The sequence below is a fragment of the Pseudomonas sp. JV241A genome (genome assembly GCF_900275665.1).
Classification (GTDB): domain Bacteria; phylum Pseudomonadota; class Gammaproteobacteria; order Pseudomonadales; family Pseudomonadaceae; genus Aquipseudomonas; species Aquipseudomonas wadenswilerensis.
The window spans coordinates 141855-167752 of record NZ_OPYO01000016.1 but is presented as its reverse complement, the minus strand read 5'-3'; the positions used below and the strand labels follow the sequence as shown (position 1 = coordinate 167752).

The window sequence follows — 25898 nt, the reverse complement described above, 5'->3', positions numbered from 1 at the left end:
CTGGCACTTTGACCAGCAAGCGACCGTGGCTATCCCCAAGGCCGCGATTATTTCTGCTGCGGCGCCCACCAGGCCGGAAACATGCGCTGTACCCGGGCTTCGGCGAAGCGGTCATCAATCAGCAGCACTGTGCCGCGGTCTTCGGTGCCACGGATCACCCGGCCCGCAGCCTGGATGACCTTCTGCACCCCGGGATACAGGTAGGTGTAGTCGAACCCGGCGCTGAACAGCCGGGCCATGCGCTGCTTGATCTGTTCATTGACCGGGTTGACCTGGGGCAGCCCGAGGGTGGCGACAAAGGCGCCGATCAGGCGCGTACCCGGCAAGTCGACGCCTTCGGCAAAGGCGCCGCCCAGCACAGCGAAACCGACGCCCTGGCCCTCGGGAGCAAAACGTTCGAGAAAGCCCTGGCGCTGCAACTCATCCATGCCCGGTGCCTGGCTCCATTGGCGGATGGCCGGATAACGCGCGGCCAACAGGGTCGAGACCTGCTGCAGGTATTCAAAACTGCTGAAAAACGCCAGGTAATTGCCCGGTGCGCGGCCATACTGCCCGGCAATCAGCTCGACGATCGGCGCCAGCGACGCTTCCCGGTGCTGGTAACGGGTCGAGACGCTGCTAATCACCTGCACCTGCAATTGCTCGGCGGCAAAGGGTGAGGCGACCTCGAGCCAGGCGCAGTCGGGCGGCATGCCGAGCAGGTCGGCGTAGTAGTGGCGCGGACTGAGGGTGGCGGAAAACAGCGTGGCACTGCGCGCCGCCGCCAGTCGCGGGCCGATCAGCGCTGCGGGCACCACATTGCGCAGGCACAGGGTCGACAAGGCGCGTTTGCCCGGGCCCGGGCGCTTGCTGATATCGAACAGAAAGTGTTCGTCGAACAACTCGCTGACGCGGGTGAACTGCAGCGCCTGAAAGAAGAACTGCAACACCGCCGGATCAATACCGCTCGGCGTCTGGTTGAGTTGCTCCTGGATCACCCCGACGCACTGCTGCAAGGCTTTGAGCAAGGCTTCAGGCAGGCCGTCGACCACTCGGTAAGGCGTCAGCTGTTCCTTGTGCAGGGCATTCCATTGACGGTTGAGGCGGTCCAGGGCGTTGCTCAGCCCCGCGGGTTTCAGTTTGCGCAGGGCCAGCAGCTGGCCTTGGTCGAGGCTGGCGCTGTACATCTGTCGGGCCCGTTCGACCAGGTTGTGCGCCTCGTCCACCAACAGCGCCAGGCGCCACTGGTTGACCTGCGCCAGGCCGAACAGCAAGGCGCTCTGGTCGAAGTAGTAGTTGTAGTCGGCCACCAGCACGTCGACCCAACGAGCCATCTCCTGGCCCAGGTAATACGGGCAGACCTGATGGGCCAGGGCCACCTCGCGCAGGGCCGCTTTGTCCAGCACCGCCACGGCGTGCGCCGCCTGGCGCGCCGCTGGCAGGCGGTCGTAAAAGCCCTTGGCCAGCGGACAGGCATCGCCATGACAGGCGGTACCGGGGTATTCACAGGCTTTGTCGCGCGCCACCAGTTCCAGGCTGCGCAGCGCGGGCTGGGTGCCGCTGGCCATCACCTGCTGCAGCGCCTCAAGTCCCAGGGCGCGGCCGGGGGTCTTGGCGGTGAGGAAGAGAATCTTGTCCAGTTGCTGCGGGACCATGGCCTTGAGCAGCGGGAACAAGGTGCCGAGGGTCTTGCCGATGCCGGTGGTGGCCTGGGCCATCAGGCAGCGGCCGGTGCTGACCGACTTGTACACGGTTTCGGCCAGTTCGCGCTGTCCGTGGCGAAACTGCCCGTGGGGGAATGCCAGGGCCTGCAAGCCCTCATTGCGCAAGGCCTGGCGCTGCAACTGCTGCTCGGCCCAGTGCAGGAAGATCGCGCATTGGGCATTGAAAAACTGCTCGAGCTCCTGGGCGCTGCGCTGCTCCTCGACCAGGGTCTGTTCATCGCTGTCGACATTCAGGTAGACCAGCGCCAGGCGCAGCGCCGGCAACTGGCGCTGCTGGCACAGCAACCAGCCGTAAACCCGGGCCTGGGCCCAGTGCAGCTGGCGGTGGTTGTCGGGCTGGCGCGCCAGGTCGCCACGGTAGGTCTTGATTTCTTCGAGACGGTTGAGCTGCGGGTCGTAACCGTCGGCGCGGCCGCGCACCTGCAATGCCGCATACTGGCCTTCGAGACTGACTTCGGCCTCATAGCCCTGGCCGCGCCCGGCCACCACCCGACGGTGCCCGCTGATGCCCTCCTGGGCCGTGGGCGACGGGGTGAAACGCAGGTCGAGATCGCCGACCTTGGCGCTGAATTCGCACAGCGCCCGCACCGCCACACTGTAGCTCATGGTGCCCATTGCACGTGGCAGACTTCCACCGGCAGGCCGTGCCCGGCGCAGAACTCGATCCAGCGCAGCTGGCTGTCCTGCAGGCGGTCGCCCGGGCCCTTGACCTCGATCATGCGGTAGCGCTGCTGCTCGGGCCAGAACTGGATCAGGTCGGGCATGCCCGAACGGTTGGCCTGGATGTCTTCGAGCAGGCGCTCGAAGCAGCTTTTCAGGTGCGCTGCTGGCAGGCAGGCCAGGGCTTGTTCAAGCAGCTCTTCGCTGAGCACCTGCCAATAAACGAAAGGCGACTGCAGCCCCTGCTTGCTGATGAAGTGGCGGCGGATGGTCTGCCGGTAGCTGCCGTCGTCCAGTTGCCCCAGGCACCGGGCGAACAGCGCGCTGCGCCGGCCATGAAACTCGGCGTCATGCAGATCCTGCGGTGCGCTCTGGAACGGGTGGAAAAACGCGCCGGGCAACGGCGCGAATATCGCCTCCCAGCACAACAGGCCGAACAAGCTGTTGAACAGGCTGTTCTCGACATAATGCACCTGCCCGCCGCCCTGCCCCAGGTGCAACTGCACGGCCTGCTCGACACCCAGGGCGGCCAGTTCGGCCGGCAACTGCAGCTCGACCAGGCAGACCTGCGGCTTGGCTCGCCGTGGCTGCGGCGGCCCGCCCAGCTTGCGCTGCAAACGCGGCAACATCCGCGCCAGGGCCTGGACCTCAAGGCCATTGGCCGGTTGCCGGGCAATCTGTGAGGCCAGCTCGAACGCCGCCGACCACTGCTCGCTACGCTCCAGCACCCGCACATGACGGATGCGCGCCTGCGGATGCTGGCTACGCGGGTAGATGCGCAAGGCCAGTTGCCAGTCGGCCAGGCGCTCGCTGTGCTGGCCGAGCTGATACAGCAGCCGTGAGCGTCGGCGCAGCAACCAGGGGTTGTCGCTGTCCAGGCACTCGATGTGTTCGACCACCTGCTCAAGGGCCACGCCCTGCTCCAGCAGCTCGGCGCACTGGTGCAAGGCCAGCGCCACATCGATATCGCTGCGCTTGCGCAAGGCCCGCGAGTCGTCGCTGAAGGCCACTTGTTCGTAGCGCAGCAAACCAAGGTCGGCCAGCACGAACTCCGACCAGTCCTGGTACAGGTTGCCGAAAAACAGCAGGCGCAGGCGGTCGCACAAGGCCTGCAGGCGCAGTTCGATGATCGGTTCGGCGAAGCCCGGCAGCCATTCCTGCAACGGCCGCGGTTGCAGCTCGCGCGACTGCAACTGGGCCAGCAGTTCACCCTTGGCCGCCCGTGGCCGCTCGAGCTGGTCGGCAAAGCCGCTGGCCAGCTCGTCCTTGCGCAACAGCTGGAACAGTTGCTCAAGGCTCAGCGGGCTGTCATCGACCACCCAGCCCTCGGCCAGCAATGGCGCCAGCGCTGCCGGCGTCGAGCCGATTTCGGCGTAGTCGAGCTTGCTTGGGCGAAACAGCAGGCCCTTGCGCATCACCATGCGCACCAGCAAGGCCCGGGCGGCCTGCGGCTGCTGACGGAACCGGCTGATGAAGGCCTGCTCCTGATCGTCGAGCAGGTCGGCATAGCGCAGCTCGATCCAGTCGAGCACTTGCTGGAAGTTGTGCAGGTAATAGAACGGGTCGTCGACGGAATGGGCGATCACAGCAGGCTACGGGCAGAGGGCTGAAACACTGGTTATACATACAGATCGCTTTACTTGGCAAGCCTGCTCGCGACCGCTGATCGTTTAGGAGGCGCTCTGCATGCGCTGCAGTTCGTCGCTGAGCACACTCAGGCCATATTGCAGGTCGCCCTGGGGCCCTGCCGGACAGCCCAGGCGCAGGTGCTGGCGGAAGTCGCCAGACAAGCTGAACAGTTCCCCCGGAGCGATCACTAGGCCTTGTTGCAACAAGCGGTGGAACAATGGCCGGGTATCCACCGGTGCCCGCACCCGCGCCCAGATACAGGCGCCCCCGGCCGGCATCCGGAAATCGAGCTGGCTGCCCAGGTGCAGTTGCATTTGCCGGTACAGGTGGCTCAAACGCTCGTGCAGACGCTGGCGCAGTTGCTCCAGGTGCAGATCGATGCGCCCCTTGTTGAACAAACGTGCCACCGCTTGCTGGCGCAATGGCGGCAGGCGAAAACCGCGCAGCAGGAAGTGCCGGTGCAGGGAGCCCTGCCATTGCCGGGACAGCAGATAGGCATACGGCGCCTCGGCACCGACACTGCGCTCCAGCGATGAAAACACCAGCAACCGCTGCGGGTCGACCAGCTCGCGCAGGTAGCCTGCAGCGGCTGGCCGATAGCACAGCTCGGCATCCAGGTCGTTCTCCAGCAGCCACACCCCATGCTGATCAAGCAGCCGTGCCACGGCCTGCCGATCGGCTTCGGGCATCAGGCTGCCGTGCGGCACGCTCAAGCGTGAAGCCAGCATGGCCAGACGCACCGGCTCGTCGCGCAACAGCCGGGCGAAACGCTCCAGGTCCAGCCCGCCCTCAGGCCCCAGGGGCAGCTCGATGACCCGTATGCGCGCGGCCTGGAACACTCGCAACAACCGCCAGGAACAGGGCGTGGTCACCAGTACCGCGCTGTTGTGCAGCTCCAGGGCCGCCAGGGTGGTTTCCAGCAGCGAGCGCACATCCAGCGCCAGGTAGACGTCCTCGGCACTCCAGTACAACTGCGCCGAACGGGTGTAACGTGCTGCCAGCGCGGTGCGCAGCTCCAGCTCGCCACAGGGCTGCGGCGCACCAGCCAGGCGCGGATACTGACGCAGCAATTGACGCTCGATGCCCAACAGAGCGGATTCAAGCGATTGCAAGGCTTGCGCCTGGCTGCCACTGAGCACCAGCATCCGCGGTGAGTTGCCATGCTGCTGCAGGTCCTGAAGCAAATCACCGCCACTGCGTGGCTGAATGTCCGAATTGGGCACTTTGGCGAAATAGCCCGACTTGGGCACCGGCTGCACCCGTCCCTCGTGCTCTAGCAACGAATAGGCGTACTGCACCGTGGAAATCGACACATCCAGGCGCTGGGCCAGGTCGCGCAACGACGGCAACCTGCTGTAGCTACCCGGTGCCATCTGCTCAATCAATTCGACCAGGTAGCGATACACCGCCCGATAGGCGAACTCGCCATTGTCCGAGGTTTTCATCAGCGCCAGCCAGGCTGCTCGGCCATGAGCCACGACCACGCCGTGGGCGGCAGGCGCAGGTGTCGCAGATCCGCCCCGCGGCCCTGGATTCGCGCCAGCAACGAGCGTGGCCGGGCACAGATTTGCGGCTCTCGCTGGTACAGCATCTGCAGCAGCGGCAGGCTCAGGCCGCTGATATCGACCATCCACTGCACCACAGGCTCGGGGGCCGGCAATTGCTGCAATGCCTTGTGCAGATAGGGCAAGGCCACCAGCATGCCCGGATGACAGCGGCGCAGAAAGATTTCCAGGCGCATGCCGCGGGAGACGAACGGCGCAAACAGCTGGCACACCAGCTGCGCTTCGCTCAGGCCATAGGCCTGCAAGGCAAATTCATCCGCCTGGGTGCGCCGCTGCTGCAACTGCTCGGCATTCTGCCAGCGCCCCAGCACGCGATTTTGCAGGGCCCGTGGCAGCCCCTTGCGCTGCATCTGCTGGCGCGCCTGACGCAGGTGGGCATCAACGCCCTCACGGTAGTCACTGTTTTCGATGAACTGCGCGTGCAGCCCGCGCAAATGTGCCAGCAACAGCGGGTTTGCCGTGCCCGAGCGGTCGCAGGCGAAGTACTGCTCGTCAAAGCGACAACCCAGAAAGCGGTTCAGGCGCTCGTCATGGGGGACCTCGGGGTCGTGTACCAGGTCATCGATGGTGATGAAACGCATCGCCGGCGCGCAGTAATCGCCGATCGGCGTTGAGCTGACGCCTTGCACCTGCCCGTACAACTGCTCAAGGTAGCGCCGGCGCAGTTCGCTCAGCCCGTCGCACAGCGAGGCGGCGCAGCTGTGAATTGGCCGGATGCTGAACAGGTCCTCCTCACGCAGGGCCCTGCGGCTCCAGGCCAGGTAACGCCTGCGCTCAGGCAGCGGCTGGGCACTGATGATCGCATCGACGCCGCCGCGCCAGCCCAGCGCCTGGCGGCACAGATCGGCCAGGCGCAGGTAGCCATGGCTGCCAAAGCCGGCGCGCGGCAATCCGGCCAGCAAGTGACCGAACAACAGCAGCTCGTGACGCTCGGCTTGTTGCTGGTTCGGCGAAGGGCTGTGACGGCTGTCGAAAGGCAGCAACTGCTGGTCATCGAGCATCAGCAGTTCAACGCGCGGATCATCATGCAGGAACAATGCGGAAAACCCGTATTCGAGGTTGCTCAGCGCCGTGGTGCTCATGCCGGGCTGGCGCACCACCGCGACACGCAGCTGAAAAGTGCCCGGCGTACGGGCGGCGATGCTCAGTTGTGCCGCCCGCAAGCAAGCCAGTGCATGGCTGGCGTTCTGGCTACCATCATGGGCGAACATCAACTTGAAACCGTTGATGCGTTCGATACCGCCGGCGGCGACTATCAAGCGCTGTATCAGCAACTGCAAGGACGCCTTTTGGGCTTGTGACAAGTGATCCAGCAAGCGTTGCAGGACTTGCTGATAAATGTATTGCATGGCTTGGTCGTGAATGCTGCTCATAACGCGTACCCGATATTCAGAAACGGCCACCTGAAAGAAAAATATTCCTTTGAAGAACTTTCAATCAGCAAAGTAAGGACAAACAGAGTTAATCCTAAGAAACTTCCTACAACTTCCTACGAAAAACCACTTCAGAAGCTTTTGCTGATCATCGTCCTTCCCTCCTCCAGCCTGGCAGCACGACACCTTTAACCCCTGGCTTACGACCCATCTTGCCTCGCTCCGTGAGACGACAGTTGACGAACTATTATCGGGCGTTGCCCAGCGAATAAAAGATACAGATCAGGGTAAAAAAACCATTCAGGTTCGACCAACATAAAGTCGCCAATCAGACAGGCAGTTCTTGTTTTTCCTATTGCACAAACATAGCGCAAGCATGCCGGACGCATCGGGAAAAGTTACCCCGGAAACATCCTAAACAGGCCTGGGAAATACCCACAAAAAAGCCCGAGTCAATGCTCGGGCTTGGCGGCTGTGGCTTATTTGACCGGGCGTTACGCCGGCAGCGACAGGTCCAGTACCAGCCTGCCGCCGCAAGGGCATTCGTCCATGTAGCGGTGCGCCTCGACCACCTTCTCGAACGGATAGGTCTTGATGATCAGCGGGGTCAGCAGCTTGTCGGCGGTGAACTGGTTGATATCACGCAAGGCACGCTGCAGCGCCACCTGGTCCTGGCTGATACCCAGCTCCGGCTTGCCGGTGAAGTTGCCGATGCAATGGACGAAGAACTGGATGTTCTTCTGGAACGCCGCGCAGGCCGGGAACGGCGTTTGGTTGCCGCCTTGCAGGCCATACAGCACCAGGCTGCCACGCGGCGCCAGGGCATCACCGAGCAGGGCCATTTGCGGGCCGCCGAGGCCGTCGAGGACCATGTCGACACCACGGTTGTCGGTGTACTTGTTGATCTGCATGAGCAGGTCCTGCTCTTCGGTGACGATCACCCGGTCGGCGCCGAGCTTGATCAGGTAGTCGCGCTGATCGGCCTCTTTGGTCGCGGCAATGACCTTCAGGCCCAGGGCTTTACCCAGCTGCACGAAGGCGGGGCCGGCGCAATGGCTGGCATCGGTGATCAGCGCCGTTTGCCCGGCCTTGGCCCGCGCCAGGTCGACGAAGGCGAAATAGGCGATCAGCAGCGGCGTGTAGTGCACGCTGGCCTCGACCGGCGAAAGAATCTCCGGGTAACGGGTCAGGGCGTTGCGCGGCATGACGATGACTTCACCGTAGACCGGGTGCTCATTGGCACTGCTGGCCGGGAAGCTGGCGACCTTGTCACCGACTGCAAGATCGTCGACACCCTCGCCCACGGCCGTGACCACGCCCGCCATCTCGTGTCCGATACCGGCAGGCAGGCGTGCCTGTGACGGTGCCAGGTTCTGCCGCCAGAGCACGTCGTACCAGCTGATGCCGATCGCTTCAACGCGAATCTGCACCTCGCCAGCCGCCGGTTGCGCCTGGGCCTGCTCTTCGATCTTGAGCACCTCGGCCGGGCCGAACTTGTGGAAACGGATCATGCGGGACATCGCAAACCTCGCCAATTGAACCTCTAATGCCCTGAACTCTATCCGGGCTTTGATGGTTAGACCATCAGTGGCCATTAATAGTCAACATGCCTGTCATTGATTGATGGTAATGAAGCCTCCATCAATTTATGCGGTGCAGGGTACCAGCCTTTACCCGTAAGATTCACCCCTGCCCCAACCGCCTTGTGAAGCCGAGCCGATGAACCGTAACGACTTGCGTCGCGTCGACCTGAACCTGCTGATCGTCTTCGAGACCCTGATGCACGAGCGTAGCGTGACCCGTGCGGCGGAGAAACTGTTTCTTGGCCAGCCGGCCATCAGCGCCGCCCTGTCGCGCCTGCGCAACCTGTTCGACGACCCGTTGTTCGTGCGTACCGGGCGCAGCATGGAACCGTCGGCGCGGGCGGTGGAGATCTTCGCCCTGCTCTCGCCAGCGCTGGATTCGATCTCCACCGCGGTCAGCCGCGCTGCCGACTTCGATCCAGCCACCAGCACCGCGGTGTTTCGCATCGGCCTGTCGGACGACGCCGAATTCGCCCTGCTGCCGCAATTGCTCAAGCGCGTGCGCGCCGAAGCCCCGGGCATCGTCCTGGTGGTGCGCCGGGTCAACTACCTGCTGATGCCGGCGCTGCTGGCCTCGGGGGAAATCTCCGTGGGCGTGAGCTGGACCAACGACCTGCCGGCCAACGCCAAGCGCAAGGTGCTGCGGCGCAGCAAACCCAAGGTGCTGCGGGCCGACAGCATGCCGGGGAGCCTGAGCCTGGACGACTTCTGCGCCCGCCCCCACGCGCTGGTATCGTTTGCCGGCGACCTGGGCGGGTTCATGGACGAGATCCTGGAAAAGGTCGGGCGCAAGCGCCATGTGGTCCTGGCCGTACCGCAATTCAACGGCCTGGGCAGCCTGCTGACCGGCACCGACATCATCGCCACCGTGCCCGACTACACCGCCGAAGTCCTGACCGCCGCCGGCGGCCTGCGCGCCGAGGATCCGCCGCTGGAGGTGCAGACCTTCGAGCTGCACATGGCCTGGCGCGGGTCGCAGGATAATGATCCCGGGGAGCGCTGGTTGCGGTCGCGGATTCAGATGTTCTTCGGCGATCCTGAAAGTCTCTAGGCGTCGTCGCGCAGGCTGTCCTTCGAGCGCTCTCCCTTCTTGCACGTTCCGCTGCTTGGGGCGCTCGGACAAAGGCAACCAGCTCCGACACATGAGTCGGGCAACCTAACGGCTAGCGCCAGCGTTCCTGAACGCGATGAGCGTTATTAAGCCTTTGACAACATTTGTCCGATGGATTGCGCAGAGTTCCCTGGAAAGCCAGCGATAGCTCAACAGTAAACCACTTGGATCAATCACCGAAGCTGCGCAAGCAAGGCCTGGCGAAGGCCTGCTGCTCTCTGTTGCATGGGGTGATCTTCCCACCCATCCCCAACGGATTCGTAAAAACGACATTCACAATGGCGTAACCGTCATCACCATGCTGTTTGGTCTGGTGGGCCTTTTTTTTCTTGATCCACCCGGAAAGGTGATGCTAATTTTTTTTCATTGAGCGACCAATGAAAAAAAAGGACCAGGCCATGCCAAAGGTAGGAATGCAGGAAATCCGAAAAAAGCAGCTGGTTGAAGCAACGCTGAGCTTGATCGGTGAACAGGGGCTCGCAGGAACGAGTATGGCTCAGGTCAGTGCCCGCTCCGGGATGTCGAACGGGATAGTGCACCACTACTTTTCTGACAAAAATGCACTACTTGAAGCCACCTTGCGCGAACTGAACAAGCGAATTAACGCCGAGATATTCAATCACTTACGCGAAGCTCGCACGCCCGATGAGCGCGTCCAGGCCTTTGTACTCGGTAACGTCAGTGCGCTGAATCTCACCCGCGAAAACGTCGCAGCCTGGCTGGCGTTCTGGGCTCAGGTGCCACAACACGCCCAATTTCAACGCATTCAAAATATCGTGGCTCGGCGAAGCCACTCGCTTTTGTTCCATGCCCTGGCCAAGACGATGGCCCCTGCTGCGGCTCGATCCAAGGCAAGGATGATCGCGGTTTTTATCGATGGCATCTGGCTACGGGCCGCTGTTGATCCAACCGAGGTAACCCTCAACGAATCTCGGCAGCTTTCATACGAGTTTCTCAACAATTTGCTTGGGTACAATCTGAAGGTGCAGTAATGACTCGCGATGAATACAAAAACAATGATGCGGTTAGCCTTGTTCAATTAATTGGCTCGGGCCAGGTCACCTCCTCAGAACTTGTGGATTTGGCGATCTCTGAAATTGAATCGCAGGATCCAGAACTCGGAGCGTTGGTTTCAGTCGATGCCGAGGGCGCTCGCAAATCGGCACAGCAGCGCAAAGTCGGTGCGTTGGCCGGTCTTCCTGTCTTGATTAAAGACACCAATATCGATGTCTGCGGTTTTCCCACCCAGCATGGGTCGCGTCTGTACAAAGACGCTCCTCCTGCAACAATCGATAGCGAATTTGTTAGACGCTTGCGCCAGGCCGGCGCCGTCATTCTTGGGAAAACGAAAACCCCCGAATTCGCTGGAGATTTCGTAACCGAACCGGAATATTTCGGCCCCTGCCGAAATCCGCGAAATCCACAGTACGCTTCAGGTGGGTCAAGTGGCGGGTCGGCCTGTGCGGTTGCCGCCGGGATGGTGCCGATTGCACATGGCACTGATTGTGGTGGATCGATCCGAGTACCGGCTTCAGTCTGCGGAGTGGTGGGATTGAAGCCCTCTCGTGGCCGCAACCCAGTAGGACCTCATGTCGGAGAATTTGTCGGGGGGTTGGATTGTGAGCATGTGCTCACCCGGACGGTTCGTGACACTGCGCTCATGTTAGACGTGCTGGCGGGCTATGAAGCCGGTGCCCCATATGCTGCCCCCTGCGGCCCAAACTCCTGGCTTGAGAGCCTTCAAGCGAAATCGGCGCCACTCAAGATCGCCTTCACTACCACAAGACCTGATGGATCGGAAATTGATGACTCCATCCACAGTGCTGTCTTGGCAGTGATCGATTTTCTGGGGGCGGATGGTCATCGACTCCAGGACTTCAAATGGCCAGATATCACCGGCGCTGGCGATGCAGCAGCTGTGTTCTGGCAGCTTGAGATTGAAGCGCTCATGACCCAGCGCTCTTTGGATCTCGGGCGACCCTTGGAGAAAAATGACGTTGAATGGGTTACCTACGCCATGTACGAGCAATCGAAGGCGCGCTCGGCACTGGATGTCCACAACGCGAGAGCTGTCCAAAACCGCATGTCCCGAAACATGGCGGGGTTGTTCCGCGACATTGATGTCCTCATCACGCCAACTGTTGCTCTAGCGCCCCCTCTTATCGGTGGTTTCACTGCGGCAAAAGAGCAGGAATTACAAGTTTGGTACGACAATGCGTACGCATTTTCGCCCTTCACCGAGATTTTCAACCTCACGGGACAACCGGCAATCAGCATTCCGGTTGGAGTGATGCGCAATGGCATTCCCATCGGGTTGCAAATCATTGGCCAGTACGGGGATGAGGAAACCATCTTGAGGCTTGCGGCCGAAATCGAAAAAAGCTTTGGATCAACGCTTTAGGGTGCGGTTTGCGAGAAGCCATTTCATAGGAGACCTTTAACGCTATAAATCAGATCTTTCCAAAGGTGATCCGCACAGATTCAGCCGGTAGATAGTCGTCGCTCTATCCGTGTGTAACTCTGCATACAAGTCAACTAGTGGGCGCTGGCAGCACAACGCATAGAATATTACTAATGGAATTCACAGTGTGGCAGTGAAGCTAATGCCTGCAGCCTGAGATGAGATCCACTAATTTACTTTTCTGCCTAACAACTGTACTACACAAAAAAAACAGGTACTGTAATCATGTTAGCCAAAGAAAACGCCCCATCAGCTGGACGACTCAGTTTTGAAGTACGCTCCATCGATCATGTTCCACTCTCGGAGCGACACGGTAAAGCATGGCATCTGTGGCCCATTTGGTTTTGTGGTGGCGCACAGCTGACTACGCTCGCTGTCGGGATCATTGGTATCGGGATGGGGGCAAACCTCATCTGGTCCGCCATCGCCATCGTGCTCGGATGCGCCTTCGGTACACTCTTCATGGCGGGCCATTCCACTCAAGGACCCCAGATGGGATTGCCGCAGCTCATTCAGTCCCGCCCCCAGTTCGGCTATCTGGGCGCTTTGTTAGTGTACTTGGTCGCGATCGTTACATACATTGGATATAACGCATTCAACCAGTTATTGGTGGGACAAACGCTGCATGAGTTAATAGGGGTATCTGAAACAGGTTCGGCAATGGTTTTTTCGTTGCTGGCAATTTTCATGGCTATCGTTGGCTACAACTCTTTCCATAAGATTCAGCGCGGGCTAGCTTTCGTAATGGTCGCGATGATGCTGGCATTGACGATCGGGCTTGTCGTTTTTATGGACGTGCCCGGCGGGCAACTGGCATTAAGTGACTTCAACTTGAATGCGTTCCTTGCCCAATTCTTCGTGGCCGCCGCTTATCAACTGAGCTGGGCAATCTACGTCTCTGATTATTCCCGTTATTTACCAGCGGATGTCAGTGTTCGCGCCTCGTTCTGGTGGACGTATCTCGGCGCGATGATCGGGGGTGTTTGGATGATGCTAATTGGTGCAGCCGCTGCGGCGCTGAGCCCTGGTCAAAACCTTGCAGCTGGCTTAATCATGGTTGGGGACATGGTGTTTTCTGGCTTCGGCAAAACGCTCGTGGTGATTTCCGTGCTCATTTTGATTACCAGTGCGGCTCAGAATTTCTACGGTGCTTCAATCACGCTTTTAAGCATCATCGATACGATCAAAACGCAAACCTCTACGCTGCTTAAAAGAATTCTGGCAATGGTTGTGGTCGGTAGCTCGGCTATGCTGCTGGCCTACGTGGCCGATGAAAATTTCGTTAAGGAGTTTGGCGACTTCCTTGCGGTACTGCTTTATCTCTTCACGCCCTGGACGGCGATTAACCTGGTTGATTTCTACGCTGTTCGGCACGGTAAATATTCGATCAGCGAAATATTCAACCCAAACGGTATTTATGGGCGATGGAACTGGAGAGGGATTGGCTCGTACATCGTTGGTTTCGCAGTGATGCTGCCATTCTCGAATACGGGGTTGTACACCGGTTATTTCGCAGAGCAGTTGGGAGGCGCTGATATCAGTATGCCAATAGGTCTTGCCGTCTCGGCCCTGGTGTATCTGTGGCTTTGTCGCTCACAGAATATCCAGTCTGAGCTTACTCAGGTGCGAGCCTTGGACATCAACCTGAAAAATGGCACTGCTCACTGATAATCGAATGTCCCTCGCAGGCCTTGTGCTTGGCTGACGAACTCGCTTTTGATGCGCTAGAGCGGTTGAGGTCGACTTCAGCCGCTCCTGATGCTTCGACGCCAGGTTGGCTGGAGCAATAGCCAAGCGCATCGGGCCGGCTGTGTTGCCAGGGATAACCGGCTTTTGCGTCAGGTAGGTCGGGTTATAGAGCCCCAAAGGCAAAATCCGAGGGATCGAACCGATCGGTCGTGTCCATCCGAACACTTCGCAGGCCCACTGTTTCCAGGTGTGACGCGTATAGAGACTCAGAAAAGTAGCTAATCAGAAGGGAGCGACGGCGTGCGCCGATTGAGTTCAGACTGCCCGCATGCACTAAATCGACATCAAACACCAAGATGTCGCCAGCGGAGCCCGAAAGCTGCACAGACCGGGACTCGTCACTGAAGTCGAATGGCGGCTGTCCCTGCTCAGGGCGATGGCTGCCGGGGACGATACGTGTCGCGCCGTTCTCGGGACCATAATCGTCGAAATAAGCCAGAGCGCTCACCATGTCGCCCGGCCGTTGGGCCGACAAGTCGCGGTGCAGCTGCTGATGACCGCCACCTGCAAGGGGTTCGCGCCCCTCCACCTGCGAGAGAAAGAACCGTTCTCCGATCAGCTCACCAACCGCCGCCAGCACCTCCGGCAGACGACACACAGCCTGAACCCTCGAATCAGAGTCCAACAGCGAATGGCGCCAGCCCATGCCACGCGGCACTGGCCATTGGCCCGATGGTTTCACCCCCGCATCGAACACGGCACGAAGGTCACCCAGCCACTCGGCCGGGATAGCTCGACGGAGCAGCACATAGCCCTCTCGATGGAGTTGTTCGCGGTCAGTCATAGCGTCCTCAATTCCCTTACCACCCATGCGTCTTGCAGAAGTGCGGCTGTCGCGACATTGTAGCGATCAACGGATCGGAGAATGTTGTGGAGCTGTTCAAGGGCGTCGCCACGCGCTGCGCAAATACTTTATTTCTGGGTCAGGCCATTGATACCCAATTGCAGGCCGAGCATTATGCGCGCCGAATTGCCTACACAAGGACCGTCCCGTGCATTCCTCCGCGCCCACCTACCCAACACCCTCCACGCCCACCGCTGCGCCCTACAATATCTTCAAGCGCGTCGGCATGCTGCTCCTGGCCCTGCTCATCGTCAGCCTGGGTATCATGGTCATCGTGCTCCAGTCCTTTCCCAACATGCCCACCAACCAACAGAACATCAACTCCCTGGGCCTGGCCGGTATAGGCCTGATCGCCCTACTGTACCTGCAACATCGCAAACAAGGCCTGCGCGAAGTGATCATGGGCCAACAGTTCCTGCGCCCGTACCTGTATGGCCTTGGCGCCATCGTGATCATCTACGGCCTTTGCGCCGCATGGATGTACCTGCTCAACGTCCCCCGCGAAAGCTTCTTGGTGCACTTCTTCGACGACCTCGCCCCCGGCCAGATCGCCCTGTTGTGCGCCACCTTGATCCTGTTCCCGCCGGTTGCCGAAGAACTGCTGTTCCGCCACTACCTGATGCGCCTGTTCCCACTCGACCGCGGGCCAGGCTGGCAATGGGCGGCGATCGTGGTCAGCACGCTGCTGTTCACGGCCTCGCATATCCAGTACGACAACTACGTGACGGGGTTTACCCTGCTGACCGCCAGCCTGGTGTTTGGTATCAGCCGCGTACTCAGTGGCGGGTTGATCGTGCCGGTACTACTGCACGCGTCGACCGAGGTTATCGCGTTGATCCTCAACTACATCCAGATTCCTGGTTGAAGCCCAACAACGCAATGAAAAGGCCGCCTTGCTTGGGCAAGGCGGCCTGGGCCGACCTCGCTTGGCAGACTCAAGACCGCGGATCAACCAACCGCAGCCCAGGCGCACTCTCCTCCCGCCTGACCTCATGCCCACAGGCAACAAAATCCTCCTTGCGCAACACCACCAACGCCAGCAGCGACGCAACCCCGGTCGCCACATAGAAATACCAGGGCGCAGTAATGTCCCCGGTCACCTTGATCAGCCAGGTGGAGATCAGCGGCGCGCTGCCGCCAAACACCGCCACCGGGATGTTGTAGGCCACGGCGATGCCGGTGGAGCGGATGCGGGTCGGCAGCAGCTCGCTCATCAGCGCGTAGGTCGAGGATGCGTACAGCCCGAACAGGATCGCCACGGCCATCAACGGCCAGAACAAGGTGGCCGGGGTGGCGCCGGGCGCGGTCTTGAAGAACCAGTACATGGCCAGGGTCGCCAGGGTGCCGATGACCATCAGGAACGGCTTGCGCCCGTAACGATCGGTGAAGGCGCCGCCCAGGGGCATGACCAGCGCCGCCGAGAGGCTGGCGACGAATACGTAGAGCAAGGTGGTGCCGCTGTCGAACTTGAGGGTGTTGGACATGTAGGTCGAGGCGAAGGTCAGCACCAGGTAGAAGATCGAGCTGTGCAGGGTAATGATGAAGAACACCAGGGCGATCGAGCGCTTCCACTGCCAGACCTCACGCAGCGGCGCCTTGGAGGTCTGCCCGGCCTCGACCAGGGCGAGGAACTCCGGGCTGTCTTCAAGCTTCAGGCGGATGTACATCGAGATGAAGCCCAGGGGCCCGGCGATCAGGAACGGAATGCGCCAGCCCCACTCCTGCATCAGCTCGGCGCCCAGGGCCCAGGTCATGCCGTTGGCCACGGCGCCACCCAGCAGCAGGCCGAGCACGGCGGTAACCATCAGCCAGCAGGTAGCAAAGCCCCGACGCCCGGGCCCGGCGTATTCAGAAATGAAGCTGGTGATGGTGCCGATCTCGCCGCCGGCGGAGAAGCCCTGCACACAGCGGATCAGCACCAGGATCACCGGCGCGGCGATGCCGATGCTGGCATAGGTTGGCAGCAGCCCCAGCAGGAAGGTGGAGCCGGCCATCATCACCAGCACGGTGATCAGGGTTTTGCGCCGGCCGATCTTGTCGGCCAGGGGGCCGAAGAACAGGCCGCCCAGGGGCCGGATGAAGAAGCTCAGGGCAAAGGCCGCGAAGCTTGCCAGCAGGCTGCTGGTGGGATCGTCAGAGACGAAAAAGGCCTTGCCGATGTACACGGCCAAAAAGCCGTAGACGCCATAGTCGTACCACTCGATCAAGTGGCCGGAAGTGGCGCCGATGAAGGCCCGGCGCCGCTGGCGCTGGGAGTTGGAAGGTGACACGCCCATAGTGGGGACTCCTGTCGTGGTGCTATCCATGTAATGCAGCGCTTCAGAGGTTGTTCAAGGGCCCGGTGGGATCCTGCAACCACTGACGCAGCCGGGTCTTGAGAATCTTGCCATAGCTGTTCTTCGGCAGCTCGGCGCAAAACAGGTATTTTTTCGGTTTCTTGAACGAGGCCATGCGCGCCAGGAACCAGTGGTTGAGCGCCTGCGCATCGAGGCTGTGGGGCGTGCGCAAGACCACGAAGGCCACCACCGACTCGCCCCACTCAGCGTCAGCCTCCCCCACCACGCACACTTCGAATACCTCGGGGTGCTGCATCAGCACTTCCTCGACTTCGCGCGGGTAGATATTGCTGCCGCCGGAGATGATCACATCCTTGCTGCGATCGGTAAGGGTCAGGTAGCCCCGCTCGTTGAGGAAACCGATGTCGCCGGTAAGCAGCCAGCCGTCCACCAGGGCCTCCCGGGTGGCTTGCGGGTTGTCCCAGTAGCCCTGCATCACCGCCGCCCCGCGCACGGCGATCTGCCCAGGTTCGCCAGGGGTCAGGGGCTGGCCTTGCGCATCCACCACGCGCACCTCGACGCAGGCGTGGGCACGCCCGACCGACGCGGCGATCAGCGGCCAGTCGGGATGCCCACGGTCGGCGATGGCCTCCCGCGACAGCGCGCTGATGGTCATCGGGCATTCGCCCTGGCCGTAGATTTGCACCAGGCGCGGGCCGAAGGTGTCCAGGGCCTGGGTGAGGTCAGCCAGGTACATCGGCGCCCCGCCGTAGACGATGGTCTTGATCCCTTCGCCGCCATAGCCCTGCTGCCGGGCCTGGTCGACCATGCGCTTGACCATGGTCGGCGCGGCAAACAGGCTGACCTGGCCCAGCGCCTGCGCCAGCTCGAACAGCTCCGCCGCCTGGAAGCCCCGCGACGCCGGCACCACGTGGCGGGCGCCACAGCGCACATGGATGAAATTGTACAGGCCGGCACCGTGAGACATCGGCGCGGCATAAACCACCGCGTCTTCAGCGGTCACCGGGTCCACGTCCAGCGGATAGCACAAGGACATGGCGATCAGGTTGCCATGGGACAGCATCACGCCCTTCGAACGCCCGGTGGTACCGGAGGTGTAGAACAACCAGGCCAGGTCGCTGTCTTGCCGCGGATGCGGCTCCAGCAGTTCATCGCCCGGCACCGGGCCTTGATCGGCCGCCCCGGGTGCGGTCAGTTCGCGGCAGCCGACCGGCAGCGACGCGCCGTCGAACACCCGGCCCTCATCGGTATAGACCAGCCGGGCCCCGGCGTTGTCAGCAATCCAGGCGGCTTCCAGTGCGTGCAGCTTGCTGTTGATCGGCACCGCCACCGCCCCGCTCCACCAGATGGCGTACAACAATTCGAGATAAGCGCAGCTGTTCTTCATCAGCAGCGCCACCCGGTCGCCCGGCACGATGCCGTATTCGTCGCGCAGTTGCAGGGCGCGTGCCCGCGCCTGCGCGGCGAACGCCTGGTAGTCGGCGACCTGGCGGCACCCCTCGAACAGCGCCGGCCGCCGCGGCCAGCGCTGGGCCGCATCGCGCAGCCAATGGGCGATGTTCATCCTCAGGCCTTGACCGCTTGCAGGACGCTGGCGTAGTTGGCCACGGCCATGCCGCCCATGTTGAACAGCAAGCCAAATTCGGCACCGGGCACGCCCAGGCCAATGGGTTCACCGACCAGTTGGGCAAAGCCCAGGGCATGCATCGAGACCCCGGTGGCCCCCACCGGATGCCCCTTGGCCTTGAGCCCGCCGGACAGGTTCACCGGCAGGCGCCCGCCCTGGCGCACGATGCCCTCGTCCAGGGCCCGGTGCCCCTCGCCCCTGGGCGCCAGGCCCATGGCTTCGTAGATCAGCAGTTCGGCGATGGTGAAGCAGTCGTGGACCTCGGCAAAACTCAGGTCGCCCAGGGTCACGCCGGCCTCGCGCAGGGCGCCCTGGATGGCCCGTTGCGGTCCCTCGAAGGCCAGCACGTCGCGGCGCGACAAGGGCAGGAAGTCGTTCACCTGGGTCATGGCGCGGATCGCCACCTGGCGCCGCATCGAACGGGCGCGCTGCGGCGAGGCCAGAATGATCGCCGCCGCCCCGTCACTGATCAGCGAGCAGTCGGTCAGGCGCAGTGGCGGTGCGATCAGCGGGTTGCCCTGGGACACGTTGTTGCAGTGCTCGAAGTCCATCACCCGGTGCATCTGCGCCAGGGGGTTGGCCATGGCGTTGGCGTGGTTCTTCACCGCGATCGCGGCCATCGAGGCCAAGGGGCTGTGGTAGCGCTCGGCGTACTGTTGCGCCACCTGGCCGAACAGCTGGGCGAAGCTCAGGCCGGCCTCCTGCATGGCGTTCTGGTAGCCGGCGCCGGCCAGGGCGCGGGTGACTTCGACGGTGCTGTTGCCGGTCATTTTCTCCGCGCCGACCACCAGCACCAGCTCGGCGGCACCGCTGCGGATCGCATTGATCCCGGCCTGGATCGCCGCAGATCCCGAGGCGCAGGCATTCTCGCAGCGCGTGGCAGGCTTGAAGCGCAGTTGCGGGTCGGCCTGGAGCATCAGCGAGGCGGGGAAACCATCGGCCACCAGGCCGGAGTTGAAGTGACCGAGAAACAGCGCGTCGATTTGTGCGGCGTCGATCTCAGCGTCCGCCAGGACCTCGCGGGTAACCTTGACGATCAGGTCCTCGAGGTTCAGGCCGTCCAGGCGACCGAAAGGGCTGTGGGCGGCAGCGACGATGGATACGGAGTCGTGAGTCATGGTGATTTTCTTCTGTCCTTGAAGCGCGTATTCCATACAATGATTCAGCGCCCGAATCACACGCTAGTTGGGGCAACTACTTACGCCAGTAAGTAGTACCCAGGGGGCGCGCCGATAAATCCGAGGCAGGATGCCTGATGACCGTAGATGCCCAGCACTTCCAGGACCTCGAGCGCCTGGCCTTCCAGGTTTCCCCCGCGCCGCAGATGATCACCGGCCATCGGCGGATGCTCGACTGCAACCAGGCGTTCGTCCGCCTGTTCGGCTACGAGCGCGAGCATTTGCAGGGCCACCTGACCCTGCTGCTGTATCCCTCCCAAGCCGACTACCAGAGCATCGGCGAGCGCAGCGAGCACTGGCTGCGCAACGGCCCCGGCGCCTTCTACTCCGACGAGCGCTTCATGCAGCATCGCAACGGCGAGGTGTTCTGGGCCCGGGCCCACGGGTTTTCCCTGACGGTGGAAGACCCGTTCAAACTGATGGTCTGGCATTTCGAGCGCCTGGATCGCCAGCCGGCGCCGACCATCCAGCTGACTCCGCGCGAACGGGAGATTTCGCTGCATATCGTCAATGGCCTGACCTGCAAGGAAGTGGCGCGCAAGCTGGGCATTTCCCACCGCACCGTGGAGGTCCACCGCGCCCGCCTGATGAAGAAGCTTCAGGCCAAGAACAGCGCAGAGCTGGTGTCGAAAATTATCTTCATCAGTTGAGCACCAGTGCAGGTCAGGTAAAATCGCGCTTTTTTTTGACCAAGAGCTTTTTTGCATGGATGCCCGTTTCTCGCTTTCATTAGCCCTGCCGCTCGCCCTCGCCGCCTGCAGCACCCCGCCCAAGCCGCAACCACCGGGCAAGCACCCTGGCCTTGAAGTGTTCGAGAAAGTGATCGACGAACCGGCCGCGCCCGATTCGATCATCCGTCAAGGCGACCAGATCACCTACATGATCGCGCCCTCCGCGAGCAACCCCTGGGTCACCCGCTTTGACGCCTCCTGCAGCCAGCCCAGCGGCAGCATGTTCTATCCCACCAAACGGGGCATGCAGGCGTTTTCTGACAACGACGATTCCAGCAACCTTCCGCAACCACAGTTGCAGGTGCTGCAGCGCAGCGAACAACTCAAAAATGCCTGCGCCTATCGCGCCGTGCCTGACTGGCGAGCGCTGGACACCGCGCCAGTTCAAGACTGGCTGGTGTTGGACCGTAACAGCGCGATTCACGAGGATGGCGTACTCAAGATCTGGACGAGCATTCAACTTGCCAACTATCAAGCAGTCAAAGGGTACGGCCAGATTGCACAACTGCATGAGCGCCTGGCCATCGACTGCAAGCAGCGCACTTTCAAGCCGTTGAGCGACTTCAAGGTGGACGACAATGGCCGGGTGTACAACGGCAAGGTCAATCTGGACACCCCAATGATGCCGCAGGCACAGGCCGACAGCGGACAACAACGCCTGATCGAAGCTGCCTGCCAGCCCGCTGCCACCTGGGCCCGGATGGCGATGCCCCCTGTGCGCACGCCACTGCCGCCGCAGCTCGATACACCCAAGACGGCGCCAGCCGTGCTGGCGGCGATCAATACCCTGCAACTGCCCGAACCGCGCTTGACGCTACAGGCTTTGCACTATCGCTACGACGCCTTGGTGCTCAACGGCATGAAGATCACCGGCGTGCAGCGCAAGGACATCTTCAGCCGTGACCCGCAGAGCGGCCAGTTGCTGCTGCAGCCAGTGGATTCGGTGCTGGGCACCAAGCTGCTGCTGACTTTCCGCGGCCTGATCGAGCTGGCCAACCGCTCGTTCGACCGCAACAACGGCAACCAGGTAGAAGACTCCTTGCACGTCATCGGCTTGAGCTTCACAGGCGACTGGCAACGCCTGCCGGAACACAGCGAAGTGGCCTATGACCTGGTCCAGGCCACCACCACGGGGCCTTTCACCACTACCGTCACCTGCAAGGTCGGCGCCGCGCTGCCAGCCAGTCAGATAAACCCCGCCTTGCAAGGCATGGCCAAGCCGCTGAGCTGCTCCAAGCACAAAACGGCTACTTCTGAATGGACCGAGGGCTACCACTATCTCGAAGACTACGGGGTGTTTGTGCAGGCGGCGCAGAACAGCCCGTTGGGGCGCTGGACATGGCGAGTGGAGTCGGTCCGCTAGGACAGCTGTCGGTCAAAAGCGCCTACCAGTGCCTGTGATAGAGTGCGGACTATTCCATTTAGGGAGTCCTCACTCCCATGCCTGGAGCTTATCCATGACCGCCACGCCTCCCGCGCAAATCACGCCTCAACTTGCAGAGGTCTGCGTTGTTCTTGAGCGCCATCTGGGCGATAACCTCCGGGCGATTCACCTGTACGGCTCGGCATTAGAGGGTGGCTTGAAGCCGCTGAGCGATATCGACCTCATGGCCACCATTGATGTACCGCTATGCGAAACCTCTCGGCGTGCGTTGATGCAAGAGCTTCTGGTGCATTCGGCTTGGCCCGGTAGCAGCGCTGTACTCAGAGCACTGGAGCTTACAGTGGTCGCCCTCAGCGAACTCAGGCCTTGGCGCTACCCCCCGAAGCGCGAAATGCAGTTTGGGGAATGGCTGCGCAACGACATAGAGGCCGGCCGCTTTGAATCGGCCATGGTCGACCCCGACCTCGCTATCCTGATGACCAAGTTACGGCTTCACAGCACGCCCTTGCACGGCCCCGAAGCCGTGTGCCTTTTCGAGGCCGTGCCAGCGGCCGACTTCGTATCGGCATTGACCGACACCATCGCTCAGTGGAAAGCGCAGTCAGACTGGAATGGGGACGAGAAAAACGTCCTATTGGCTTTGGCGCGCATCTGGTTCAGTGCAGCCACCGGCAAAATTGCCACGAAAGATACAGCCGCTGCCTGGGTCAGCGAACGTCTACCGCCTGAACACGCCGCCCTCATGATGATCGCGGCCGACGCTTACCTCAGCGGTCAGGAAGACGGACTGGCAATGCTCCCGGACCGAGTCGAGGCAACTATCCGGTTCTGCAAAAGGGAAATCGAGGGCGAACTTTCGAAGTCTGCCTAGGTTGACCTTGCGCCAAGCGCGAGGCCGCTTCGGGTCGATAGTTGCCAGGCGTATTCAACGGAATGTTCCATTTACTAATTTTCTGCCTCGGGCGCACAGAAGGCCTTACTGTAGTAGCCGGACGGGTCGAAACAGCAAACCTGCTTCTTGCCGGATGCAAGCATATCGCAGGCACTGCCAATTCGTTTTGCGCGCGTCTTCAGTTGCTTGGCTGAAGTAATCCAGTGTATCCAGTCTACTCGTGCGAGGGTCGTCGTATTGTTCCAGGCTATACGAGCCTCAGGAGTGGCTACCAGTGCCTCCTGAAAATCTGCCGGGATGTCAGGCTCGGGTTCACTCTTCACTGGGGTCAGCTCTAGTGTAACGATATCGCCAACGGCCGCACCTGCGGCTTCGAGTAACTCTGTACTTACCTGCAACCAATGGCTCAGCTGACCATCCGGTTCAAGGGTTGCCTGAAAGTGGTGTCCATTGATTGTGCCTTCAACTGTCGTCCTTCCTCGCCTCGGAAGCTGTTCACTCGCGTCTCTTGGCAGTACTACGAACGCCCACGACGTATCATTACCAGGCTTTGCCGGACGAAGAAGCTTTGCTTCGAATCGGGATTTCACATCGATTGTTGTCATTGCAACGTTCTTCGTGAGTCGGTGGGAACGGGCTTGTCCCGCGATAGGGTCATGGCAGCATGACAGACAATTTTCATGGCCAGAATCGCGGGGCAAGCCCGCTCCCACCTGATTGATGAAGAGCGCAGGCATCTCAGCCCGGTCAGGCGACGCCCTTGGCCTGCTGTTCCAGGTGCACCTGCAATGTCGGATCGATTTGCAGTGCGCCGGCCAGTTCATCAAGGTAGGCCCGCTCTGCGTCCTGCTGGTCATCCACCAGCATCACGCTGGCCAGGTACATTTCCGCAGCCATGGCCGGGTCCTGGGCCGACTGAGCCACCTGGGCAGCATCGAGTGGCTTGCTGACTTCCTCATCCAGCCATTGCTGCAGTTGCGGGTCGCTGGTGTGACGTTTGATTTCAGCGTAAATCAAAGTTTCTTCTTGCTTGTCGATGCGACCGTCAGCCTTGGCTGCCGCAATCAGCGCGCGCAAGATTGCATGGCTGTGATCCTCGGCCTCGGGGCCGGACAATTGATCGACAGTACGCAGCGCCTGTTGCGGGGCTGCCGCCTGGCTGCGCTGCCAGCTTTGATAAGCCTGGAACGCCATCATGCCCAACGACGCCAGGGCCGCGTAATTGGTGCCACCAGCGGAGCGCCCCTGGGTGGAGCCACCCGCGCTGCCACCCAACAGGCCGCCCAGTAAACCACCCAGGCCATTACCGCCACCCGTTGCACTGCCGCCGCCAAGCAGACCGCCCAGCAAGCCGCCCAAACCGCCCAGGCCGTCTTGCGCTGACATGCCGCCGCGCCCTTGTTGCGCTTGCGAGCCCTGCCCGGCCCGAAGTAACTGTTCGAGTAAATCACTGGTGTTCATGGCACCGCCCTCGGTCGGTAGTTGTTGCCCAGACAAGCAACGATAGCCCCCTCAAGGCGATCCGCCATGACCGTCTGGCCGACGGGGACCCCGGGGCTTACCGAGCAGGCAGGTTTATGTGAGCATATCCACCCCGCCCTGCCCCATGCCCCACGAGAGGCTGTATGTCGATTTTCAACAAAACAACCCTGACGCTGACCCTGGCCGTCGTCGGCCTGTTGGGCCTGTCGAATCTGCATGCCGCCAGCAAACCCAGCACCCAGCCGAAACCTGAAATAAAGGTCGCGGTGCTCGGCGGCAAGTTCAGCTTCAACCTGCCGGCAGGCTTCATCGCCAGCCCCCTGAGCGCCGATGAACAGAACAGCGAAGGCGCCGGCGCCGTGGGTACCCTGTATGCCAATGCGCAGGAAAAGCGAGTGGTCATGGTGATCGAGAAACCCCTCCCCGAAGCGTCTCGCACTGGCGACAACGACGATGCCTTCCTCGACGGCGCCGTCAGTGGTTTCGTCGACCGCCAGAGCGCCGGGCTGCCGGACTTTCGACAAACCGGCGAATCGCGCCTTAACCGCAACGGCCTGGGTGTGCGACAAATCGACAGTACGGCGACCCTGGGCGGCGGCAAAACGTTGAACAGCACCTTTATCGCAGGCTCCGGCGATCGCATGGCCGTCATCCAGGTCATTTCCCGCAGCGACGAAGCCAGCGGTCATGCTGCGCTGGTAAAGCGAATCGCGGGTGAATCCTCGGTGCCAGTTTCGGAATCTCGCAAAAATCAGGGTAAATAGCATGCAAGCGCCCTAAGGCTTGCAATGCTTAGGCAGCGCTCGGAACCAAGGCCTCTCGGCACGGAGAATCGCCCCAGGTTTCGAAGGGCTCTGGGGTTGAATCCACCGGTTGAATCCACAGCCAAAAGCGGCCTTTGGAATAATGTGCTGAACTCTGCACCACCCAGACTACGAATGCGAGAAATGCTTTGGACCCTATTTCAACGCCTGACCCGGTCGAAACAGCTGGACAACTGATGTCCCGTCAAGAGGCGATGCAAGCTGAGGCGGCATCGTTACTCGGACAGATGCTCTTCGCATTCTCTTCCATGGATATGAATTTAGGGCTCTGTTTAGTGTGGTTGGACAACGGCAACAAATTGGAAATAAGATCGAATTCGATCGAAGGACAGAGTATCCATACGAAACTCGAAACGCTTTCGAAGCGAGTCACAGAGAGGTTACCGGCCGGCTCCGAACATCGTGCGGCCTATGAACGCTGGATTGAGCGTGTGCATGCAGCTCGGCTGCAGCGCAATCAGATGGTCCACGGCCGATGGGGTGTCGAGGCCCACCGTCACAAGATCGTCAATGTCATTGGATTTCCCTCCGGTTCGCAGCAATGCTTTGAATACAGCCTTGCGGAGTTGGCCGCGTTCAACAAAGAGTTGTGTGCATTAGGGCGAGAGCTAGCCAGACTACGAACACACTGGCCCCTCTAAACAGCTCGCCTGAAAGAGGCGGAATCACCGACTTGAGTGTCTAGCGAAAACTGGGATCCGGTACCCGCACGGACGCGTTAGCCGCCGCGTCGACAGGCTTTCTCAACGTCTGCTCTCGGGATACAGCTACTTCCGCTTTGGGTCGATTGCTGCCATTAGCGACT

At 61.2% G+C, this 25898-nt stretch carries 21 protein-coding genes; 10 read left to right on the top strand and 11 right to left on the bottom strand.

All coding sequences use genetic code 11. The annotated features are described in order from the left end of the window. Window positions 1–47 precede the first annotated feature (47 nt). From JV241A_RS11080 to JV241A_RS11060, 5 genes are all read right to left on the bottom strand, one after another. Window positions 48–2309, bottom strand: a complete 2262-nt coding sequence (locus JV241A_RS11080) for an ATP-dependent DNA helicase (protein WP_134062478.1) — start codon at window positions 2307–2309, stop codon at window positions 48–50. Continuing rightward, window positions 2306–3949, bottom strand: a complete 1644-nt coding sequence (locus JV241A_RS11075) for a VRR-NUC domain-containing protein (RefSeq protein WP_134062476.1) — start codon at window positions 3947–3949, stop codon at window positions 2306–2308. The genes JV241A_RS11080 and JV241A_RS11075 overlap by 4 nt, the downstream gene beginning before the upstream one ends. 84 nt (window positions 3950–4033) lie before the next feature. Beyond that, window positions 4034–5437, bottom strand: a complete 1404-nt coding sequence (locus tag JV241A_RS11070) for a PLP-dependent aminotransferase family protein (RefSeq protein ID WP_115086465.1) — start codon at window positions 5435–5437, stop codon at window positions 4034–4036. Continuing rightward, the gene (locus JV241A_RS11065) at window positions 5437–6906 is read right to left on the bottom strand and encodes a hypothetical protein (RefSeq protein WP_134062474.1); all 1470 of its coding nucleotides are present in this window, start codon (window positions 6904–6906) and stop codon (window positions 5437–5439) included. Before JV241A_RS11065 ends, JV241A_RS11070 begins: the two co-directional genes overlap by 1 nt. A gap of 518 nt (window positions 6907–7424) precedes the next feature. Then, window positions 7425–8450 carry a zinc-dependent alcohol dehydrogenase family protein gene (locus JV241A_RS11060; protein ID WP_115086462.1) on the bottom strand — a complete coding sequence of 342 codons (1026 nt, stop codon included), beginning with the start codon at window positions 8448–8450 and terminating at the stop codon, window positions 7425–7427. Between the two features lie 199 nt (window positions 8451–8649). On the opposite strand from JV241A_RS11060, the gene JV241A_RS11055 reads away from it, so the two are divergent. The 4 genes from JV241A_RS11055 to JV241A_RS11040 all read left to right on the top strand — a co-directional run bounded on the left by JV241A_RS11055 (window position 8650) and on the right by JV241A_RS11040 (window position 13753). After that, window positions 8650–9564, top strand: coding sequence for a LysR family transcriptional regulator (locus tag JV241A_RS11055; protein WP_115086461.1), 915 nt, complete (start codon window positions 8650–8652; stop codon window positions 9562–9564). Between the two features lie 437 nt (window positions 9565–10001). Then, window positions 10002–10616, top strand: coding sequence for a transcriptional regulator BetI (gene betI, locus JV241A_RS11050; RefSeq protein WP_233673457.1), 615 nt, complete (start codon window positions 10002–10004; stop codon window positions 10614–10616). Beyond that, window positions 10616–12025, top strand: a complete 1410-nt coding sequence (locus JV241A_RS11045; protein WP_134062472.1) for an amidase — start codon at window positions 10616–10618, stop codon at window positions 12023–12025. Before betI ends, JV241A_RS11045 begins: the two co-directional genes overlap by 1 nt. Window positions 12026–12310: 285 nt before the next feature. Further along, window positions 12311–13753, top strand: coding sequence for a cytosine permease (locus JV241A_RS11040; protein ID WP_134062470.1), 1443 nt, complete (start codon window positions 12311–12313; stop codon window positions 13751–13753). A 184-nt stretch (window positions 13754–13937) separates the two neighbouring features. Here the strand turns inward: JV241A_RS11040 and JV241A_RS11035 are convergent, their stop codons facing one another. Next, window positions 13938–14618, bottom strand: a complete 681-nt coding sequence (locus tag JV241A_RS11035; RefSeq protein WP_134062468.1) for a phytanoyl-CoA dioxygenase family protein — start codon at window positions 14616–14618, stop codon at window positions 13938–13940. Between the two features lie 208 nt (window positions 14619–14826). Between JV241A_RS11035 and JV241A_RS11030 the strand changes: the two genes are divergently transcribed. Further along, complete coding sequence (locus tag JV241A_RS11030) at window positions 14827–15543, top strand: type II CAAX endopeptidase family protein (RefSeq protein WP_134062466.1); 717 nt, start codon at window positions 14827–14829, stop codon at window positions 15541–15543. Between the two features lie 70 nt (window positions 15544–15613). On the opposite strand, the gene JV241A_RS11025 is transcribed toward JV241A_RS11030, so the two are convergent. The 3 genes from JV241A_RS11025 to JV241A_RS11015 are packed head-to-tail and all read right to left on the bottom strand — an operon-like array spanning window position 15614 to window position 19720. Continuing rightward, window positions 15614–16954: an MFS transporter gene (locus JV241A_RS11025; RefSeq protein ID WP_134062464.1), complete on the bottom strand. Its 1341-nt coding sequence runs from the start codon at window positions 16952–16954 to the stop codon at window positions 15614–15616. A gap of 43 nt (window positions 16955–16997) precedes the next feature. Next, window positions 16998–18539 carry an AMP-binding protein gene (locus JV241A_RS11020; RefSeq protein WP_115086456.1) on the bottom strand — a complete coding sequence of 514 codons (1542 nt, stop codon included), beginning with the start codon at window positions 18537–18539 and terminating at the stop codon, window positions 16998–17000. A gap of 2 nt (window positions 18540–18541) precedes the next feature. Further along, window positions 18542–19720 carry an acetyl-CoA acetyltransferase gene (locus tag JV241A_RS11015; protein ID WP_115086455.1) on the bottom strand — a complete coding sequence of 393 codons (1179 nt, stop codon included), beginning with the start codon at window positions 19718–19720 and terminating at the stop codon, window positions 18542–18544. 137 nt (window positions 19721–19857) lie between these two features. Here JV241A_RS11015 and JV241A_RS11010 point away from each other — a divergent pair, with 137 nt between their 5' ends. The 3 genes from JV241A_RS11010 (at window position 19858) to JV241A_RS11000 (ending at window position 22766) form a co-directional block, all read left to right on the top strand. After that, window positions 19858–20430, top strand: a complete 573-nt coding sequence (locus tag JV241A_RS11010; protein WP_010223563.1) for a LuxR C-terminal-related transcriptional regulator — start codon at window positions 19858–19860, stop codon at window positions 20428–20430. A 55-nt stretch (window positions 20431–20485) separates the two neighbouring features. Next, window positions 20486–21874 carry a hypothetical protein gene (locus JV241A_RS11005; RefSeq protein WP_134062462.1) on the top strand — a complete coding sequence of 463 codons (1389 nt, stop codon included), beginning with the start codon at window positions 20486–20488 and terminating at the stop codon, window positions 21872–21874. Between the two features lie 94 nt (window positions 21875–21968). After that, window positions 21969–22766, top strand: coding sequence for an aminoglycoside adenylyltransferase family protein (locus tag JV241A_RS11000; protein ID WP_134062460.1), 798 nt, complete (start codon window positions 21969–21971; stop codon window positions 22764–22766). 74 nt (window positions 22767–22840) lie between these two features. Here the strand turns inward: JV241A_RS11000 and JV241A_RS10995 are convergent, their stop codons facing one another. Both JV241A_RS10995 and JV241A_RS10990 read right to left on the bottom strand, forming a co-directional pair. Continuing rightward, window positions 22841–23392: a YdeI/OmpD-associated family protein gene (locus JV241A_RS10995; RefSeq protein WP_134062458.1), complete on the bottom strand. Its 552-nt coding sequence runs from the start codon at window positions 23390–23392 to the stop codon at window positions 22841–22843. Between the two features lie 142 nt (window positions 23393–23534). Next, a complete protein-coding gene (locus tag JV241A_RS10990; RefSeq protein WP_115086452.1) occupies window positions 23535–24248 on the bottom strand; it encodes a tellurite resistance TerB family protein in 714 nt (237 codons plus the stop codon). A 164-nt stretch (window positions 24249–24412) separates the two neighbouring features. On the opposite strand from JV241A_RS10990, the gene JV241A_RS10985 reads away from it, so the two are divergent. After that, window positions 24413–25033, top strand: a complete 621-nt coding sequence (locus tag JV241A_RS10985) for a hypothetical protein (RefSeq protein WP_134062456.1) — start codon at window positions 24413–24415, stop codon at window positions 25031–25033. 236 nt (window positions 25034–25269) lie between these two features. After that, on the top strand, window positions 25270–25734 hold the full coding sequence (locus JV241A_RS10980) for a hypothetical protein (protein WP_134062454.1): 465 nt from the start codon (window positions 25270–25272) through the stop codon (window positions 25732–25734). Window positions 25735–25898 lie beyond the last annotated feature (164 nt).